At 68.0% G+C, this 19,181-nt stretch carries 13 protein-coding genes; 9 read left to right on the forward strand and 4 right to left on the reverse strand.

Annotated features, from left to right (window positions below; genetic code table 11):
• Positions 1-27 precede the first annotated feature (27 nt).
• Positions 28-480, reverse strand: coding sequence for a hypothetical protein (locus EZJ19_RS13095; protein WP_131448292.1), 453 nt, complete (start codon positions 478-480; stop codon positions 28-30).
• Between the two features lie 151 nt (positions 481-631).
• The gene (locus EZJ19_RS13100; RefSeq protein WP_131448294.1) at positions 632-1,018 is read right to left on the reverse strand and encodes a rhodanese-like domain-containing protein; all 387 of its coding nucleotides are present in this window, start codon (positions 1,016-1,018) and stop codon (positions 632-634) included.
• A 261-nt stretch (positions 1,019-1,279) separates the two neighbouring features.
• On the opposite strand from EZJ19_RS13100, the gene metH reads away from it, so the two are divergent.
• The 9 genes from metH to tldD all read left to right on the forward strand — a co-directional run bounded on the left by metH (position 1,280) and on the right by tldD (position 16,660).
• A complete protein-coding gene (gene metH, locus EZJ19_RS13105) occupies positions 1,280-4,954 on the forward strand; it encodes a methionine synthase (RefSeq protein WP_131448296.1) in 3,675 nt (1,224 codons plus the stop codon).
• Positions 4,955-5,025: 71 nt separating this feature from the next.
• The gene (locus tag EZJ19_RS13110; protein WP_131448298.1) at positions 5,026-6,351 is read left to right on the forward strand and encodes a hypothetical protein; all 1,326 of its coding nucleotides are present in this window, start codon (positions 5,026-5,028) and stop codon (positions 6,349-6,351) included.
• 30 nt (positions 6,352-6,381) lie between these two features.
• Positions 6,382-8,619: a tetratricopeptide repeat protein gene (locus tag EZJ19_RS13115; protein ID WP_131448300.1), complete on the forward strand. Its 2,238-nt coding sequence runs from the start codon at positions 6,382-6,384 to the stop codon at positions 8,617-8,619.
• A gap of 82 nt (positions 8,620-8,701) precedes the next feature.
• Positions 8,702-8,974, forward strand: coding sequence for a toxin-antitoxin system (locus EZJ19_RS13120; RefSeq protein WP_131448302.1), 273 nt, complete (start codon positions 8,702-8,704; stop codon positions 8,972-8,974).
• Positions 8,962-9,255, forward strand: coding sequence for a type II toxin-antitoxin system RelE/ParE family toxin (locus EZJ19_RS13125; protein WP_131448304.1), 294 nt, complete (start codon positions 8,962-8,964; stop codon positions 9,253-9,255). The genes EZJ19_RS13120 and EZJ19_RS13125 overlap by 13 nt, the downstream gene beginning before the upstream one ends.
• Positions 9,256-9,262: 7 nt before the next feature.
• A complete protein-coding gene (locus EZJ19_RS13130) occupies positions 9,263-10,318 on the forward strand; it encodes a GDP-D-glucose phosphorylase 1 family protein (protein WP_206199427.1) in 1,056 nt (351 codons plus the stop codon).
• A 75-nt stretch (positions 10,319-10,393) separates the two neighbouring features.
• A complete protein-coding gene (locus EZJ19_RS13135; protein ID WP_131448306.1) occupies positions 10,394-14,209 on the forward strand; it encodes a YhdP family protein in 3,816 nt (1,271 codons plus the stop codon).
• Between the two features lie 91 nt (positions 14,210-14,300).
• Positions 14,301-15,218 carry a carbon-nitrogen hydrolase family protein gene (locus EZJ19_RS13140; protein ID WP_131448345.1) on the forward strand — a complete coding sequence of 306 codons (918 nt, stop codon included), beginning with the start codon at positions 14,301-14,303 and terminating at the stop codon, positions 15,216-15,218.
• Positions 15,215-16,660, forward strand: coding sequence for a metalloprotease TldD (gene tldD, locus EZJ19_RS13145; RefSeq protein WP_131448308.1), 1,446 nt, complete (start codon positions 15,215-15,217; stop codon positions 16,658-16,660). The genes EZJ19_RS13140 and tldD overlap by 4 nt, the downstream gene beginning before the upstream one ends.
• A 398-nt stretch (positions 16,661-17,058) precedes the next feature.
• Here the strand turns inward: tldD and EZJ19_RS13150 are convergent, their stop codons facing one another.
• Complete coding sequence (locus tag EZJ19_RS13150; protein ID WP_131448310.1) at positions 17,059-18,354, reverse strand: HD-GYP domain-containing protein; 1,296 nt, start codon at positions 18,352-18,354, stop codon at positions 17,059-17,061.
• Between the two features lie 61 nt (positions 18,355-18,415).
• On the reverse strand, positions 18,416-18,991 hold the full coding sequence (locus EZJ19_RS13155) for a peptidylprolyl isomerase (RefSeq protein WP_131448312.1): 576 nt from the start codon (positions 18,989-18,991) through the stop codon (positions 18,416-18,418).
• Positions 18,992-19,181 lie beyond the last annotated feature (190 nt).

Raw genomic sequence — 19,181 nt, forward strand, 5'->3', positions numbered from 1 at the left:
CGGCTGGCCGGCGCGGAGGCGGTGCGGTCAGCGGCGATCGTAGTTGTAGGGACGGGCGCCGCCGGTCTCCTCGCGGTCATGACGCTCGAACCGGATGTGCTGGCTCGCCTCGTTCAACCGGCGGTCGAGGTCGCGCAGTTCGTTCTGGCCCAGGCGGCCGTCGGCCAGGTATTGGCGTTCCTGGGTGCTGATCGCCAGGTGTTCGCGCAACAGGGACACCGCCTCGCGCATGGTCAGGTCACCCTTTTCCATGCCGGTCAGGATGCGTTGCATCTGGTTGTCCATGCGCTTGTCCAGGTCGGCGACGTTGTCGCGCATGTTGTTGTAGTAGCGGGGTTGGGCCTGGTTGGCCAGCCACGGGTTGCCGGGCTGATAGCCGTTGCCGTAGTAGCCGTTGTCGGCCTGGGCGGAGCCGGCCAGCACGGACAGCGAGGTCAGGCCGAGCAGGGCGATCGTCTTCCGTTTGCGGGACGCGTTCATGTCTTCTTCTCCTGGGTTCGATTCCTGGCACCGAACCATTCGGCGCCGGACGCTTCGCACTCTAGACCGGGAGTTGGACGAATCGTTGTCCAGCCTGTTGCTAAATGTAAGCAATTGTTAAAGGCGCCCGGCCCCGGGGCCGGGCGCCGGCTCAGCACTGTTCCCAGGGCAGGCCGTCGTGGCGCCAGCCGTTCAGGGTCGAGCGATGGTGCTGCTCGTCCAGTTCGCCCTCGAAACCGTACAGGACGTTGTAGACGTCGGTGAAACCGTGCCGCTCCAGGAACTCGCCCGCCTCGCGGGAACGATTGCCGGAGCGGCAGATCAGCACCACCGGCCGGTTGTGCGAGCCGGCGGCGCGGACCTCGCCCAGGAAGCGCGGATTGAGATCCCAGTTCTCACCCTCGTACCAGGGGATCAGCAGACTGTCCCTGGCATGGCCGACGAACAGGAATTCCCATTCCGAGCGGCAGTCGACGAAAACGGCATCGGGGGTGCTGGCGAGAAAGTCGTAGGTCTCGCGCGGGGTCAGATTCTTCATGGCGGTCTCCTCAAATTGGCGTTGGCAGGACGGTTCTATTCCGGCCTGCGGCGACATCGGAAACCCGGCATGGCGGCGACGAAGGGATACATGGCGATTCATGGACAACGGGACAGGCGCCCATTCTATTTAATTAACTTATATGCATAGAAATTTATTTTATTAATAACCCTCCCCGTAACACCGGGCCCCCTCCGGCCGGACCGGGCGGATTCGGCGCGCCGTGTACAATTCAATGCCTTGAGGCCTAATTTTCACATCATGTCCGACCGTTCCGCCGAACTGCTTGCCCTGGCCCGCCGCCGCATCCTGATCCTGGACGGCGCCATGGGCACCATGATCCAGCGCCACAAGCTGGCCGAGGCGGACTACCGTGGCGTGCGCTTCGCCGACTGGCCCAGCGACCTGCGCGGCAACAACGATCTCCTGCTCCTGACCCAGCCCGGGGTGATCCGCGAGATCCACGGCCAGTACCTGGCCGCCGGCGCCGACATCCTGGAGACCAACACCTTCAACGCCAACAGCATCTCCATGGCCGACTACGGCATGGAGGCCCTGGTGTTCGAACTCAACTACGAGGGCGCCCGCCTGGCCCGGGAGGTCGCCGACCAGTACTCGACCCCGGACCGGCCGCGCTTCGTCGCCGGCGTCCTCGGCCCCACCTCGCGCACCCTGTCCATCTCGCCCGACGTCAACGACCCCGGCTACCGCAACGTCTCCTGGGACGACCTGGTGGCCACCTATTACGATGCCACCGACGGCCTGGTGAAGGGCGGCGCCGACCTGATCCTGATCGAGACGGTGTTCGACACCCTGAACGCCAAGGCGGCGGTATTCGCGGTGAAGAAGTATTTCGACGAGGCCGGCCTGACCCGGCCGATCATGATCTCCGGCACCATCACCGACGCCTCCGGCCGCACCCTGTCGGGCCAGACCGCCGAGGCGTTCTGGAACTCCCTGCGCCACGCCGAGCCATTGTCGTTCGGCTTCAACTGCGCCCTGGGCGCCAAGGAATTGCGCCAGCACGTCGCCGACATGGCCGCCAAGGCCGATTGCCTGATTTCCGCCCATCCCAACGCCGGCCTGCCCAACGCCTTCGGCGGCTACGACGAAACCGCCGAACACATGGCCGCCGACATCCGGGAATGGGCCCAGAGCGGACTGCTGAACATCGTCGGCGGCTGCTGCGGCACCACCCCGGAGCACATCCGGGCCATCGCCGAGGCGGTCGCCGGCTTTGCCCCGAGGCCGATCCCGGCCATCGAGCCGGCCCTGCGCGTGTCCGGCCTGGAGCCGTTCAACGTCGGCGCAGGCGCCCTCTTCGTCAACGTCGGCGAGCGCGCCAACGTCACCGGTTCGGCCAAGTTCAAGCGGCTCATTCTCGAAGGCCAGTACGAGGCGGCCCTCGACATCTGCCGCAATCAGGTCGAGAACGGCGCCCAGGTCATCGACGTCAACATGGACGAGGCCATGCTGGACGGCGAGAAGGCCATGGTGCGCTTCCTCAACCTGATCGCCTCCGAGCCGGACATCGCCAAGGCGCCGATCATGATCGACTCCTCCAAGTGGGAGATCATCGAGGCCGGCCTGAAGTGCGTGCAGGGCAAGCCGATCATCAACTCCATCTCCATGAAGGAAGGCGAGGCCGCCTTCATCGAGAAGGCCCGACTGGCCCGCCGCTACGGCGCCGCGGTCATCGTCATGGCCTTCGACGAGCAGGGCCAGGCCGACACCTACGCCCGCAAGGTCGAGATCTGTTCCCGCGCCTACAAGCTGCTCACCGAGGTCCTGGACTTCCCGGCCGAGGACATCTGCTTCGACCCCAACATCTTCGCCATCGCCACCGGCATCGAGGAGCACGCCAACTACGCCGTCGACTTCATCGAGGCGACCCGCTGGATCCGCCAGCACCTGGCCCATGCCCACGTCTCCGGCGGCGTCTCCAACGTCTCCTTCTCGTTCCGCGGCAACGAGCCGGTGCGCGAGGCCATCCACACCGTGTTCCTCTACCACGCCATCCAGGCGGGCATGGACATGGGCATCGTCAATGCCGGCCAGCTGGGCGTCTACGACGAGATCGAGCCGGAACTGCGCAGCCGCGTCGAGGACGTGGTCCTCAACCGCCGCCCCGACGCCGGCGACCGCCTGGTGGAATTCGCCGAGACCGTGAAGGGCCAGGCCAAGGAGGCCAAGGAAGACCTGGCCTGGCGCGAGCTGCCGGTGCAGCAGCGCCTGGCCCACGCCCTGGTCAAGGGGATAACCCAATTCATCGAGGCCGACACCGAGGAGTGCCGGGTCGCCCTCGGCCACCCGGTCAAGGTCATCGAAGGCCCCCTCATGGACGGCATGAACGTCGTCGGCGACCTGTTCGGCGCCGGCAAGATGTTCCTGCCCCAGGTGGTGAAGTCGGCCCGCGTCATGAAGCAGGCCGTGGCCTACCTGACCCCCTACATCGAAGCCACCAAGTCCGAGGGCACCTCGGCCAAGGGCCGCATCCTGATGGCCACGGTGAAGGGCGACGTGCACGACATCGGCAAGAACATCGTCGGCGTGGTCCTCGGCTGCAACGCCTACGACGTCATCGACCTGGGCGTCATGGTGCCGGCCGACAAGATCCTGGCCACCGCCCAGGCCGAGAAGGTGGACATCATCGGCCTGTCCGGCCTGATCACGCCCTCGCTGGAGGAGATGAGCCACATCGCCAAGGAGATGCAGCGCCTGGGGCTCAAGCAGCCCCTGCTGATCGGCGGCGCCACCACCAGCCTGGCCCATACGGCGGTGAAGATCGACACCGGCTACGACGGCGCCGTGGTCTACGTGAAGGATGCCAGCCGCGCGGTCGGCGTCTGCACCCACCTGCTCTCGGATGAGCTCAAGGCCGACTTCGTCGCCCGGACCAAGGCCGAGTACGTCGAGGTGCGCGAGCGCCATGCCGCCCAGCGCGGCGAGAGCAAGCGGGTAACCCTGGCCGAGGCGCGCGCCAACGCCTTCAAGACCGACTGGGCCGGCTACGCCCCGCCGGTACCCGAGGCGCCCGGCATCCAGGTATTCAAGGAATACGACCTGGCCGAGCTGGCCCGGCACATCGACTGGACGCCCTTCTTCCAGGCCTGGGAACTGCACGGCCGCTATCCGAAGATCCTCGAGGACGCGACGGTCGGCGAGGAGGCCCGCAAGCTGTACGCCGACGCCCAGGCCATGCTGGCAAAGATGATCGCCGAACGCTGGGTCGAGGCCCGTGCCGTGGTCAGCCTGTTCCCGGCGAATCAAATCAACAGCGACGACATCGCCATCTACGCCGACGAGGGACGTGAGCGCCCACTCATGGTCTGGCACAACCTGCGCCAGCAGATGGCCCGGCCAGCCGGCCAGCCCAACTGGTGCCTGGCCGACTTCGTCGCCCCGGCCCCGGTGAAGGACTACCTGGGCGCCTTCGTGGTCACCGCCGGCATTAACGAGGACGCCCGGGTGAAGGCCTTCGAGGCCGCCCACGACGACTACTCGGCCATCCTGTTCAAGGCCCTGTGCGACCGCCTGGCCGAAGCCTACGCCGAGCATCTGCACCAGCGCGTGCGCACCGAGTTCTGGGGCTACGCCGGTGAGGAAGCGCTCACCAATGAGCAGTTAATCGGGGAGGAATACCGGGGCATCCGCCCCGCGCCCGGTTACCCAGCCTGCCCGGAGCACAGCGAGAAAGGCCCGTTGTTCGAGCTGCTGCATGTCCAGGAAAACATCGGCGTCAGCCTGACCGAGAACTACGCCATGCTGCCCATGGCCTCGGTATCCGGCTTCTACTTCAGCCACCCGGATTCGCGCTACTTCGCGGTCGCCAAGCTGGGCCGCGACCAGGTCGAGGACTATGCCCGCCGCAAGGGCTGGGACCTGGCCACGGCCGAGAAGTGGCTGGCACCCAACCTGGGCTACACGCCGGAATAGTGGCCCACCCGAACGAAAAGCAGTCTAGACTTTCTTCCGCGACACCATAGCCAATACTCGGAAACATTTCGATGAGCATCTGGGATTACCGCGCCAATTTCTCGTACGACGATCCGCTCGATCCGGATGACCCGCGCCGGGTTCATCTGAACGATGCGCGCGGCGATTACAGTCGCAAGCGTCTACTGCGCGAGTTGGGCATCGATGTCGCGGCCAACCGCCTGCGCGACATCCCATCGGGAAAATGCATACTGTTCGGCGGCCATCGCGGCTGCGGCAAGAGCACCGAACTGCGTGCCGTCGCCGCGAAGCTCGCCGGCCCCGAACGCTACTTCGTCGTCCAGATCGATGCCCTCAAGGCACTCGACATCAACAACCTGAGCTATGCCGACGTGGCGCTCTCCCTGGCGGAATCCCTCGCCAATGAAGCCGCCTCGGCCGGCATCGATGTCCCCGATGTCTTCCTGGACCCGTTGCGCAACTGGTTCCGCGAAGTCAACAAGGACACGGTCATCGAGACGGGCGCGAGCGCCGAACTCAAGGCTGGTGCCAAGGCCGAAAGCGGCCTGCCCTTCATCGGCAAGCTGTTCGCCAGCCTGACCACCGCGATCCGCAGCAACACCACCCACAAGACCGCGATCCGCGAGCGCGTACGCGACTCGTTCACCTCCCTGGCGGGTGCCTTCAACAAGCTGCTCGCCTATCTGCAGGAAGAGATAAGCAGACAAGACAAAGGCGTTTGCGTGATCTTCGTCGTCGACGGCACCGACCGCCTGCGCGGCAGCGAGGCCGACGCATTCTTCATCCGCGACATCCACCAGCTCAGGCAATTGCGCGCCAACTGCATCTACTGCGCCCCCATCAGCGTCCTCAACGAACAAGGCCAGATCGCCCAGAACTTCGACGCCATCATCCGCCTGCCCATGGTCAAGCTGGCCGACAAGGGCAAGGCGGACGACGCGGCGGACCGAATTCCGGTGGCGTGGGAGCGCATGCGCGAGTTCATCGACAAGCGACTGCCCCTGGACAACTTCGACGCCCCGGAGACCCGGGACCGCCTCATCGCCCATTCCGGCGGCCACCCGCGCGACCTGCTGCGTCTGGTGAATCTTTGCTTCCAGGACATCGACGAAGGGCCGATCACGCAGGCAGTCGCCGAGACCGCTGCGCGCCGGCTCGGCAATGAATACCGACGCCTGGTCCAGCCGGCCGACTTCCCCCTGCTGGTGGAGATAGATCGCGCCGCCCCCTCCTACGCCCCGGCCACCGACCAGACCCGGCGCCTGCTCTACGACCTGGTTCTGCTGGAGTACAACAGCTACTGGTGGCAGTCCCACCCGGCGGTGCGCGCCCTCGACGCCTACCAACTGGCCCGAGCCGCGGCTGAATACGGCTAACCCGTCGGCACTTCCAGCGCCCCCGCACCAATGAACCCTTCCGAGACCAGCGCAGAATTCGACGGCCGCCACAGCGGCGATTACCTGCGCCTGGCTCGGCTGCTCGAACGTGGCGGCGGATTCCAGCTCGTCATCGCCACCTACACATCCTTTGCCTACCGCCAGCAGTTGATCGAGCGTCTGGATGGCCCCCACGTGGGCTCGGCAATATACGAAATCCCGCCTGAAACCGCGCCGGCTGCGCTGATCGATCGGCTGAGCCAACTCGGCCAGGACCACCACCCGATCCACCTGCTCGGGCTTGAACCCTGGCTGCGCCTGGCCGGCCCTGACGCGCTGGCGGCGCTCAACTACCGCCGCGAACACCTGGCTGAAATCTTGCCGACCACCCTGGTGCTCTGGGTCGAGCCCACCACCGTGGCCACCCTCGCCGCCCAGGCCCCGGACCTGTGGGCATGGCGCACCGCGGTGCTCGACTTCAGCGATCTGCCCACAGCGCGGGAAGCGATCCATCACGAGCAGGTCTTTCTCGGCAACGCCGAACTAGCCGCCGTGGAAGAACGGCTGGCTGACATCCGCGCCCACCTCGCCCAGCGCCGGGAGACATCGGCGGCCGACGCGGAACTAATGATCGAGGCCAGCGACCTGGCGAGGCGGGTCGGCCGCCTGGATGCGGCCCTGGCCGACGCCGAGACCGCCCGCGACGCCTTCATCCGGCTGGACCACCCGCTCGGCCGCGCCTCGGCCCAGGGCCGGATCGCCGACATCCTCCAGGACCGCGGCCAGCTCGACGAGGCCCTGCGCATCCGCACCGAAGAGCAACTGCCGGTCTTTGAGCGCCTGGGCGACGTGCGCTCGAAGGCCGTCACCCAGGGCCAGATCGCCGACATCCTCCAGGACCGCGGCCAGCTCGACGAGGCCCTGCGCATCCGCACCGAAGAGCAACTGCCGGTCTTTGAGCGCCTGGGCGACGTGCGCTCGAAGGCCGTCACCCAGGGCAAGATCGCCGACATCCTCCAGGCCCGCGGCCAGCTCGACGAGGCCCTGCGCATCCGCACCGAAGAGGAACTGCCGGTCTATGAGCGCCTGGGCGACGTGCGCTCGAAGGCCGTCACCCAGGGCAAGATCGCCGACATCCTCCAGGACCGCGGCCAGCTCGACGAGGCCCTGCGCATCCGCACCGAAGAGCAACTGCCGGTCTTTGAGCGCCTGGGCGACGTGCGCTCGAAGGCCGTCACCCAGGGCCAGATCGCCGACATCCTCCAGGACCGCGGCCAGCTCGACGAGGCCCTGCGCATCCGCACCGAAGAGCAACTGCCGGTCTTTGAGCGCCTGGGCGACGTGCGCTCGAAGGCCGTCACCCAGGGCCAGATCGCCGACATCCTCCAGGACCGCGGCCAGCTCGACGAGGCCCTGCGCATCCGCACCGAAGAGGAACTGCCGGTCTATGAGCGCCTGGGCGACGTGCGCTCGAAGGCCGTCACCCAGGGCCAGATCGCCGACATCCTCCAGGCCCGCGGCCAGCTCGACGAGGCCCTGCGCATCCGCACCGAAGAGGAACTGCCGGTCTATGAGCGCCTGGGCGACGTGCGCGAGAAGGCCGTCACCCAGGGCAAGATCGCCGACATCCTCCAGGCCCGCGGCCAGCTCGACGAGGCCCTGCGCATCCGCACCGAAGAGGAACTGCCGGTCTATGAGCGCCTGGGCGACGTGCGCGAGAAGGCCGTCACCCAGGGCAAGATCGCCGACATCCTCCAGGCCCGCGGCCAGCTCGACGAGGCCCTGCGCATCCGCACCGAAGAGCAACTGCCGGTCTTTGAGCGCCTGGGCGACGTGCGCGAGAAGGCCGTCACCCAGGGCAAGATCGCCGACATCCTCCAGGCCCGCGGCCAGCTCGACGAGGCCCTGGCCTTGCAGCAGGAACGTCTCCCCGTGGCCGAGCACATGGGCGACATCGTCAGCCTTGCCCACATACTGTGGTCGCGCGCCCGGCTCCGGCTGCAACGAGGTGACCATGGACACGGCGGCGCCCTGGTGGATATCCGCGACGACCTGTCCCGCGCCTACGCCATCCTCCTCAAGGCGGGGCGGCCCGACGGCATCGGCGCGGTGGGTGAACTGCTCGCCCAGGTAATGATCGTGGCCGGCGCTGCAGACCAGGCGATACCGGTGCTGGATGCGGTAGAGCAGGCCTGGCAGACCCTCGGTAACGGTGCCGGACTGGGTCGGGTGGCCAGTCTCCGGGAACGGATCGGCAAGCCCGGCTGACGCCGACGACCGGCGACGCCCCGTTGCCGGGGTAGCGACTACGCCCTAGAATCGGTTGCACCAAGCGCAACCGGGAATTCCCATGAGCATCACCACCGTCGGCGTCAAGCTGGACGACGAGACCCGCCAGCGGCTCAAGACCGTGGCGGACGGGCTCGACCGCACCCCGCACTGGATCATCAAGACCGCCCTGGCCGAGTGGCTGGACCGCGAGGAGGCCGCGCTCAAGGAACGCCACGAAGACGAGGTCCGCTGGGCGCGCTACCAAGAGAGCGGCCAGGCCATCCCACAGGCACGTGTCATGCAATGGCTGGACGCGCTGGCGACGGGACGTAACGAAGCGTGCCCGAAGTAATCTGGCTACCCGAGGCCCTAGCCGACATCGAAAGACTGTACGCCTTCCTCGCCGACAAGAACCCCCAGGCCGCGCGCAATGCGGTGCTGTGCATCCAGGCCGCCGCACGGCAACTGGAAACCTTTCCGGAAATCGGCCGCCCCATGCGCGACGACAACCGGCGGCGCGAGGTCTTCGCCGCCTTTGGCGCCGGGGCCTATGTCCTGCGCTACCGATTGAACACTTCCGGCCAACCCGTGGTGATCCGCGTCTGGCATACCCGCGAATGGCGGGGAGATTGAGTACGCCATGAGCCTGCCATCCCTGTTCGCATCGAAAACCGAATTGCAGGAAGCCTTCGTCGCCGGCCTGGAACGCCAGCTCGCCGAACCCGGTCTGGGCACCTACATCCTGGTCCTGGCCAACGCCAGCTTCGACCCGGCCATCTGGCCGCTGCTCCGGGACGGCCTGGCACGCCGTTTCGCCGAACTGGCCGAGGAAGTGAGCGCCGGCTTGCGCGCCGGCCGCAAGCTGCATTATCCGGACGACGACCTCACGGTATTCCTGAAGCTGATGGCCATCGGCTTCGACGCCGTCTCGGGTACCGAGTGGCGCCGCGCCGGGCCGTGGGAGATCCAGTACAACCCGTTGCGCGCCCTGCGCCCGGCCCGCGCCAGCGGCCAGCCGGTCGCCGGCTGCACGCCGCCCGCCTTCAACCCGAACGGTTTCCAGTTCAACAAGCCGTTCCTCAAGCCGGAGATACTCTGGCAGGGCGAGTTGCGCCGGCATCCGATCCGCCTGCTCTACAACAAGTTCCCCTTTGCCGACCTGCACGGCCTCCTGGTACCGGAGCCGGACCGGCAACTGCCGCAGCGCCTGAGCCAGGACTGGCACCTCTACATGTGGCATCTGGCGACCGAGCTGGGCGCCGGCCTGCCCGGCTTCGGCATCGCCTACAACAGCTACGGCGGCCAGGCCTCGGTGAACCACCTGCACTTCCAGACCTTCGTGCGCGGGACGCCGCTGCCGGTCGCGGAACCGGGTTGGCGCCACAACGGCGGCACGCTGGACTACCCGCTGCCTTGCCGGACCTTCGATTCCGCCCTCGAGGCGTGGTTCCACATCGAGGGCCTGCACGGCCGCGACCAGCCCTACAACCTGGTCTATGCCGGCGACCGCGTCCACTGCCTGGCGCGCCGCCCCCAGGGCAGCCTCACCGCCGCGCCCTGGAGCGCCGGCCACGCCTGGTACGAGATGGCCGGCGGGGTGACCACGTTCAACCGGGACGACTACGCCAGCCTGGACGACGCAACGGTCGCCGACGAACTTTCCCGCCTGGCACCGGTCGAGCTTCAAACCTCGTAAACGCTCTTCCTTTCGGCCTGGCAGCGTGGCATTGTTGGCCTTGAATATCGACAAGACGGCCCGGCACGGCATCTCATGAAGTCCTTCCTCCATCACCTGTATCACTACGCCGCTTATGTCGTCGGCGGCGCCGTGATCGCGGTGTCGGTGATCGCCCTGCTCCTGCGCTTCCTGATCATGCCGGACATCGTCAGCTACAAGGCCGACATCGAGGCGGCCGCCAGCCGGGCCGTGCGCGCGCAGATCCGCATCGCCGACATCCAGGCCGACTGGTGGCACCTGAATCCGCGCGTCAGCCTGCGCGGCCTCACCCTGGCGCCGCCCGGCCAGCCGGTCACCCTGAGCCTGGCGCGCGTGGACGCGACCCTGTCCTGGCTCAGCCTGGCCCTCCTGGAACCGCACCTGAGCCGGCTCGACATCCAGCAGGCCAGCCTCGAGATCCGCCGCGACGCGACCGGCAAGCTGTTCGTCGCCGGCCTGCCGGTCGACAGCCAGGGCACGCCCAACCCCTTCCCCGACTGGCTGCTGCGCCAGAAGGAAGTGACCCTCTCGGACGGCCGCCTGATCTGGCTCGACGAGATGCGCGGCGCCCCGCCGCTGGCCCTGGAGCACGTCAACCTGCTGGTCGAGAACCTGTTCGGCCGGCACCGCTTCGGCCTGGTCGCCGAGCCACCGGCCGAGGCCGGCCGCCACCTCGACCTGCGCGGCGAACTGCGCGGCGGCTCGGTACACGACATCGCCTCCTGGTCCGGCCGCCTGTACGCCACGTTGCAGGGTGCCTCGGCGACCGGTCTGACCAAGTGGTCGCCGTGGTCGCAGTCGGCCGTGCGCCGCAGTACCGGCGACCTGCGCTTCTGGATGGACGTCGGCGGTGGCCAGATCAAGGGGGTGGTCGGCGACGTCGCCATGCGCGGGGTGGCCGTCTCGCTCGCCGACGAGTTGCCGGACATGGTGTTCGACCAGGTCAGCGGCCGGATGGGCTGGCAACGCAAAGGCGCCGAACAGACCTATTTCGTCGAGAAGCTGGTCTTCGTCACCCCGGACGGCCATAGCGCCGAGCCCCCCAGCGTGCGGGTGACCGTGAAGCCGACGGCGGCCGGCAAGGTGGAAACCGCCAAGATCGAGGCCGACAGCCTGCGCCTCGAGGCACTCACCGCGCTGTCCGGCTCCCTGCCGCTGCCCAAGCCGGCGCACGACTGGATCGCCGACTTCAACCCGCGCGGCTTCGTCGAGCACATGGCGTTCGACTGGCTGGGCAAGCAGGATTTCCACGTCCAGGCCCGCTTCCGCGAGGGCGGCCTGAACGCCGGCGCCACCCTGCCCGGCTTCTCCGGCCTGTCCGGCGAGATCGACGCCGACCCGCGCCAGGGCCGGGTCCAGCTCAACAGCCAGGCGTTCCATTTCGTCCTCGACCGGGTCTTCCGGCAGCCGCTCGACTTCAACCGCTTCGACGCCGAACTATCCTGGAACGGGGTGGCCGAAGGCGGCTACCACTTCAAGCTGGTCAGTGCCGACCTCGGCAACGCCGACCTCGACGGCCACGCCGAAGGCGAACTCACCTGGCGCCCCGGCCAGGCCCCGGTCATCGACATGACCGCCCACCTCAGCCGGGGCAACGGCAACGCCGTCTGGCGCTACCTGCCGCGGACGGTCAGCGACGACGCCTACACCTGGGTGAAGGACAGCATCAGCGCCGGCGTCTCGCCGGATACCCGGCTGGTGCTGCGCGGTCCCCTCGACCGCTTCCCGTTCGACCAGGGCGGCGGCCAGTTCCAGGTCGACGTGCAGATGCGCAACGCCGTCCTCGACTATGCGCCGGGCTGGCCGCACATCACCGGCATCAACGGCCTGCTCACCTTCAAGGACAAGGGCATGCACATCGTCGTCGAGAACGGCGACATCCTCGGCGCGCGCCTCGGCAAGGTGCGCGCCGACATCCCCGACCTGCACCACGCCCATGAGGAATTCCTGGTCGTCGACGGCCTCGCCAGCGGCGCCACGCCGGCGTTCCTCGACTTCGTCCGGCAAAGCCCGGTCAACGAACACAGCGGCCATTTCGTCGACACCCTGAACGCGACCGGGCGTACCGACCTGCACCTGCACCTCGACATGCCGCTGCGCCACGTCGCCGACACCCGGGTCGCCGGACGCATCACCCTGACCGACAACCAGGTCCAGCTGGGCGGCAAGCTGCCCTCCTTGAGCCGGGTCAACGGCAACCTGGGCTTCACCGGCGAGTGGATACGCGGCAACGCCATCAGCGCCCAGATGTTCGGCCAGCCGGTCAGCGTCAGCCTGGCCAGCGAAACCGGCGGCAAGGTGCGGGCCACCGCCAAGGGCAGCCTGAGCGCCGCGACCCTGGCGCAATGGTTGCCGGCCACGCTGGCGAAGCGCATCAGCGGCACCACCCAGGCACAGGCCGAGGTGACCTTGCGCCAGCACGAGATGACGATCGACCTGAAATCCGATCTGGCCGGGCTCGCCATCGACCTGCCGGCGCCGATCGGCAAGCGCGCCGACCTGGCCGTGCCGACCAGCATCAGCGGGCACGACAGCGAACGCCAGCCCACCGTACTCAACTTCCGCTATGGGGCCCTGCTGTCCGGCGCCATGGCGCTGCCCGAGCAGGGCGCCGCCCGTCTCGGCGTCACCTTCGGCGGCGACCAGGCAAGCCTGCCCAAGGAACCGGGGCTGTTCGTCCAGGGCAGCCTGCGTCAACTCGACCTCGACGCCTGGCGTGCGCTCGACCTCAAGGGCGACTCGGGCGACGCCGACAGCCTGCCGGTCCGGGACATCAGCCTGAGCTTCAACGAACTCAAGGCGTTCGGGCGCCGCGTGCGCGAGATTCACGTGCGCGCCCACCCGGAGAAGGCCACCTGGCACGTCAAGCTGGCCGGCCAGAACATGATGGGCGAGGTGGAATACGGCCCCCGCCCCGACCAGCCGGGCAGCCGCTTCGCCGGCCGCTTCAGCAAGCTGGCCATCCCCGAAGAGGAGAGCGTGCCGGGCACGACCGCGCAGGACCCGTCCGAGCTGCCGGCCGAAGTCGACCTGAACGCCCAGTCGTTCAGCATCCGGGGCCATGACCTGGGCAGCCTGAACCTGTCCTTCCGGGTCGAGAAGAACGGCCTGCGCATCGACGCCCTGAAGCTGAACAACCCGGACGGCCGGCTCGAAAGCGGCGGCTGGCTGTCGGCCTCGCCCCTGCGTACCACCGAGCTCGATCTCAAGGTCAACTCCGGTAACCTGGGCAAGCTCATGAAACGCCTGGGCTACACCGAGGCGGTCAAGGGCGGCGAACTGGCGGTGGCCGGCAAGCTGACCTGGCTCGGCCGCCCGGAGGACTTCGCCATCGGCTTGCTCGGCGGCCACCTCGACGTCAACGTCAAGAACGGTCGCTTCACCCAGCTCGACCCGGGCGCCGGCAAGCTGCTCGGCATCCTCAGCCTGCAGGCGCTGCCGCGCCGCATCGTCCTCGACTTCCGCGACGTCTTCTCGGAGGGCTTCGCTTTCGACGAGATCAAGGGCGACGTCTACCTCGAACGCGGGGTCGGCTATCTGCCCGGCCTGAGCATCAACGGCCCGGCCGCCAAGATCCAGATGAACGGCAAGATCGACCTGGTCCGGGAAGGCCAGGAACTGCGCCTGACCATCCAGCCGCGCCTGGACGAGGGCGTCGCGGTCGGCGCCGGCCTGCTGGGCGGCCCCGCGGTGGCCGTGGGCGCCTACGTGGCGGCCAAGATACTCAAGGACCCGTTCGCCAAGGCGGCGAGTTTCGAATACATGGTCACGGGCAGCTGGGACGACCCCAAGGTCAAGAAGCTGCCGCGCAACGGTCCGGCGGCGCCCGCCGCGGCGCTGCCGGGCCCGACCCCCGGCAGCGCGCCCTGACGCGGCCTTTCCCACGGCCCGGGACGCGCCGGGCTGCCGCAGCGGCGTGCCGTTGTGTTAAGTTTCGGGGACGTACTCAGCATTGGATGACATCGTGACCCGCAAACCCAGTTCCAGCTTCGCAAAACCGCGCCGCCATGCCGTCCCGAAGGCCGAAAAGGAGGCCGGCGGCATCGTCCGCGTCGCCGCCATCCAGATGGCGTCCGGCCCGAGCGTGCCGGCCAACCTGGCCGAGGCCGGGCGGCTGGTGGAGATCGCCGCCGGCGCCGGCGCCAAGCTGGTCGTGCTGCCCGAGAATTTCGCCCTCATGGGCCTCAAGGAAACCGACAAGATCGCCGTGCGCGAGCACCCCGGCAAGGGGCCGATCCAGAAGTTCCTCGCCGCCCAGGCCAAGAAGCACGGCATCTGGCTGGTCGGCGGCTCGGTGCCGATGGAATGCGACCACCCGGGCAAGATCTACAACGCCTGCCTGGTCTATGACGACAAGGGCAAGCTGGTGGCCCGCTACAACAAGATCCACCTGTTCGGCCTCGACCTCGGCAACGAGCACTACCACGAGGAAGCCACCATCGCCGCCGGCGACACGGTCGTGGTGGTGGACAGCCCGTTCGGGCGCATCGGCCTGTCGATCTGCTACGACCTGCGCTTCCCCGAGCTCTACCGCGCCATGGGCGACGTCGACGTCATCCTGGTCCCGGCCGCCTTCACGGCGACCACCGGCAAGGCCCACTTCGAGACCCTGGTACGCGCCCGCGCCATCGAGAACCTGGCCTACGTGGTCGCGCCGGCCCAGGGCGGTTACCACCTGTCCGGCCGGGAAACCCACGGCGATACCATGATCGTCGACCCCTGGGGCAACGTGCTCGACCGCCTGCCGCGCGGTTCCGGCGTCGTCGTCGCCGGCATCAACCGGGCCTACCAGACCAGCCTGCGCCAGAGCCTGCCCGCCCTCAAGCACCGTACCCTGGACTGTACCCAGGGCGTCAAGATCGAGGTGATCCAGGCATGAGCACCATGGACCCCGCACTCGACACTTCCACCGCCACCCTGCTGGCGCCGAACGGCCTCGACGACGGCAAGCTCGACACCGCCATGGGCTGGCTGGCCAGCCATCGCCTGGACGACGCCGACCTGTACTTCCAATACTCCCGTTCCGAGGCCTGGAGCCTGGAGGAAGGCCGGGTCAAGTCGGGCAGCTTCAACATCGACCAGGGCGTCGGCGTACGCGCCGTGTCCGGCGAAAAGACCGCCTTCGCCTATTCCGACGACATCAGCCTGCCGGCCCTGGAACAGGCCATCCGGGCCGCCCGGGCGATCACCGCCATCGGCGCCGACGGCCGCGCCGCAGCCGGCAATGCCGTTTCCGGACGCAAGCTGTATGCGCCGCTCGACCCCATCGCCAGCCTGGCGGAGGCCGACAAGGTCGCCCTCCTGCACCGGCTCGAGGACTACGCCCGCAAGCTCGACCCGCGCGTGACCCAGGTCATGGCCAGCCTGGCCGGCGAATACGAGGTCGTCCACATCGCCCGCCTGGACGGCCGCCGGGCCGCCGACGTGCGGCCGCTGGTGCGCGTCTCGCTGCAGGTCATCGTCGAACAGGACGGTCGCCGCGAGCAGGGCTCGGCGGGCGGCGGCGGCCGCTTCGACTACGCCTATTTCACCGATGCCGTGCTCAAGGACTACGCCGGACAGGCGGTCCACCAGGCCCTCACCAACCTGGACGCCAAGCCCGCCCCGGCCGGCACCATGACGGTGGTGCTCGGCTCCGGCTGGCCCGGCATCCTGCTGCACGAAGCCATCGGGCACGGCCTGGAAGGCGATTTCAACCGCAAGGGCAGCTCGGCGTTCTCCGGCCGCATCGGCCAGCGCGTCGCCGCCCAGGGCGTCACGGTGGTGGACGACGGCAGCATCCCGGATCGGCGCGGCTCGCTCAACATCGACGACGAAGGCACGCCGACCCAGTGCACCACCCTGATCGAGGACGGCATCCTGCGCGGCTACATGCAGGACAGCCTGAACGCCCGCCTCATGGGCATGGCGCCCACCGGCAACGCCCGGCGCGAGTCGTTCGCCCACCTGCCCATGCCGCGCATGACCAACACCTGCATGCTGGCCGGCGACAAGGACCCGCAGGAGATCATCGCCTCGGTCAAGAACGGCCTCTACGCGGTCAACTTCGGCGGCGGCCAGGTCGACATCACGAGCGGCAAGTTCGTCTTCTCGGCCGCCGAGGCATGGATGATCGAGGATGGCAAGCTGACCTATCCGGTCAAGGGCGCCACCCTGATCGGCAACGGCCCCGACGTGCTCACCCGGGTGACCATGATCGGCAACGACATGCGCCTCGACCCGGGCGTCGGCACCTGCGGCAAGGAAGGCCAGAGCGTGCCGGTCGGGGTCGGCCAGCCCACCCTGCGCGTCGACGGCCTGACGGTGGGCGGAACGCATTAGGGAGCCAACGCGCTGAGCCCGCAGGTGCGGACTTGTCACCACTGACTTGAGGCTGGCGCGTCATCCCGACGTGCCGGCCATTTCCGAGCCCTATCCGTTTGCCAGCAAACCGGAGCGATACAGCGATATCGCCGCCCAAGCCAATGCCGCCAGGCCCAACCTTCCCCAGTCCCCGGTTTGTGTCCTCCCCAGTAGCGCCCGGTAGAGGTAAAAGAAAATCACCAGCCCCAGCGCCAATTGAAGAAGATGCAGCATAGCCCCTCCCTTTGTCATGGGCCCGATCGGCGGGCCATCGGGCGAGGCAACACCCGCCTGCTCCGACCAAGCCTCCTATTGCACGGAAAAACGCCTCTTGCTCCGGGCCCAGCTACGCTCCATAGCGGCTTGCACGACGCCGGTCAGTCCGGCGGAACGTCTCCGTCCCAGGGCAGGCCATTGCCCTCGGCCGGCAGCGCGGCCGCGTAACAGCCGTCCAGGTCGGCCGCCGCCAGGGCGACGACGTCGCCGTCCAGCTTGCCCTCGTCGCGCATCTTCTCCAGCATGCCGAGCACTTCCGCAGGATGCATGCCCTTGCGGTAGGGGCGGTCCTGGGCCAGGGCCTGGAACACGTCGGCCACGGCGATGATGCGCGCCTCGGTGGGCAACCGGCTGGCGCTGTACTGGAACGGATAGCCGTCGCCGATCAGGGTCTCGTGATGGCAACCGGCCCATTCCGCGATCTCTTCCAGGCCGCGGATGCGATGCAGGATGCGGTAGGTGTCGTAGCTGTGCCGGTGCATGATGGCGCGCCCGTCGGCGTCGAGCGGGCCGTTCGATTCCAGTATCTCGTCCGGCACCCCGAGCTTGCCCAGGTCGTGCAACAGGCCGGCGATCTCGATCTGGCCGATCCGCTGGTCGGGCAGCTCGGCCGCCCTGGCCAGGTGGACGGCCAGTTGGGCCACGCCGCGCGAATGCTCGTAGGTGTAGGGGCTCTTGGCGTCGACGATGTGGGCGAAGACCTTGGCCAGGTCGTGCAGGTCCTGGGCATTGTCGATGCGCGGCGCGGTCGGGTTCTCGAAATTGGTCACGTAGTCCGCCACGTCGAGCGGGTCGAGGGCCAGCCAGAATGCCTCGCCGCGCGAGCAGTCGAGGAAGGCGTCGACGAGATCGGGGGCGAAGAAGCGGCCGGACAGGGCGGCCAGCTTGTCCCGGATGCGCCAGAAGCAGGCCTGGTCGCCGGCCGCCCGGAATTGCGCGAGCAAGGCGTCGGCACGGTCTACCAGATAGATGAGGTTGCTCATCCGGGCCGTGGCCTCGTCGACGCCGGGGTTGCGGCCGAGGCCATCCCAGTGGCTGTGGTGCCAGCGGATCACCGGCGCCAGATGCGCCAACGGCCGCACCGAGCGCAAATAGGCGGCGCCCACCCTGCAGTGACGTTCCGAACCATCCCAGTCCAACTCGGTGACCAGCTTGGTATGCACCCGGGTGGAGGAGACGCCGCAGTCGTGCAGCAGGGAGGCGTGGAACAGGTCGGCCATCGCCCGGTCGTCCCAGCCCAGGCGGCGGGCGGTTTCGGTCGCCATGCAGGCGACCCGCTCGCCGTGCTGACGTTCGTCCACCCCCACCAGATTGAGCGCCTCGGTCAGGCAACAGATGGCTTCGCGCAAATCGACGTGCAGGCCGGACTCGGGCACGTCCAGGGTCGGGACATTCATGTCAGCTCCTAGCTTTCTTCCGGTTATAGCCCAGCGCCGTGCCGAATGAACGGCCAAGGGCCTACCGCACGGCGGGTTCCAGCAACCGTACGGCGGTCATGACCACCGCCGGCTCGGGCACGTCGGACTCGAACGGGCCGGCCGCGCCGGTGGCCAGGGCGGCGATCCGGTCCACCACCTCGCGGCCGCGCACGACGCGGCCGAACACCGCGTAGCCGTAGCCGCGGACGTCTGCGGAGCGGTAGTTCAGGAAGGCGTTGTCGGCGACGTTGATGAAGAACTGCGCGGTGGCCGAATGGGGGTCGCCGGTACGCGCCATGGCGACCGTGTAGCGTTCGTTGCCGAGGCCGTTCGCGGCCTCGTTGCGGATCGGCGCGCGCGTCGCCTTCTTGCGCAAGGCCTGGTCGTAGCCGCCGCCCTGGATCATGAAGCCGGCGATGACGCGGTGGAACACGGTGCCGTCGTACTGCCCGGCACGCACGTAGTCGAGGAAATTGCGCACCGTCTCGGGCGCCTTGTCCGGGTAGAGTTCCACGGTCACGGCGCCCAGGTTGGTCCGGATCTCGACCTCCGGGTTGCCCGCCTGGGCGAGACCGGCGGCGAACAGGGCAAGGATGGCGAACAGCGTCTTCAACATCGGGCAACCTCGGGTTCGGGAAAAGCCGCATTATCGCCGGATGGCTGAAATCCTTGTCGCTTCGTCGTCGCGTCTGATAGCATCCCGCCATGGCTTCCGTTCGCAACCGCTTCTTCCGATTTTATTTCTATCCCACGCCACTGGCGGTCGGGAGAGGCTGACGTGAACTGATTTGCGCCGAATTCCCCGA

The sequence above is a fragment of the Parasulfuritortus cantonensis genome (assembly GCF_004337445.1).
GTDB classification, from domain to species: domain Bacteria; phylum Pseudomonadota; class Gammaproteobacteria; order Burkholderiales; family Thiobacillaceae; genus Parasulfuritortus; species Parasulfuritortus cantonensis.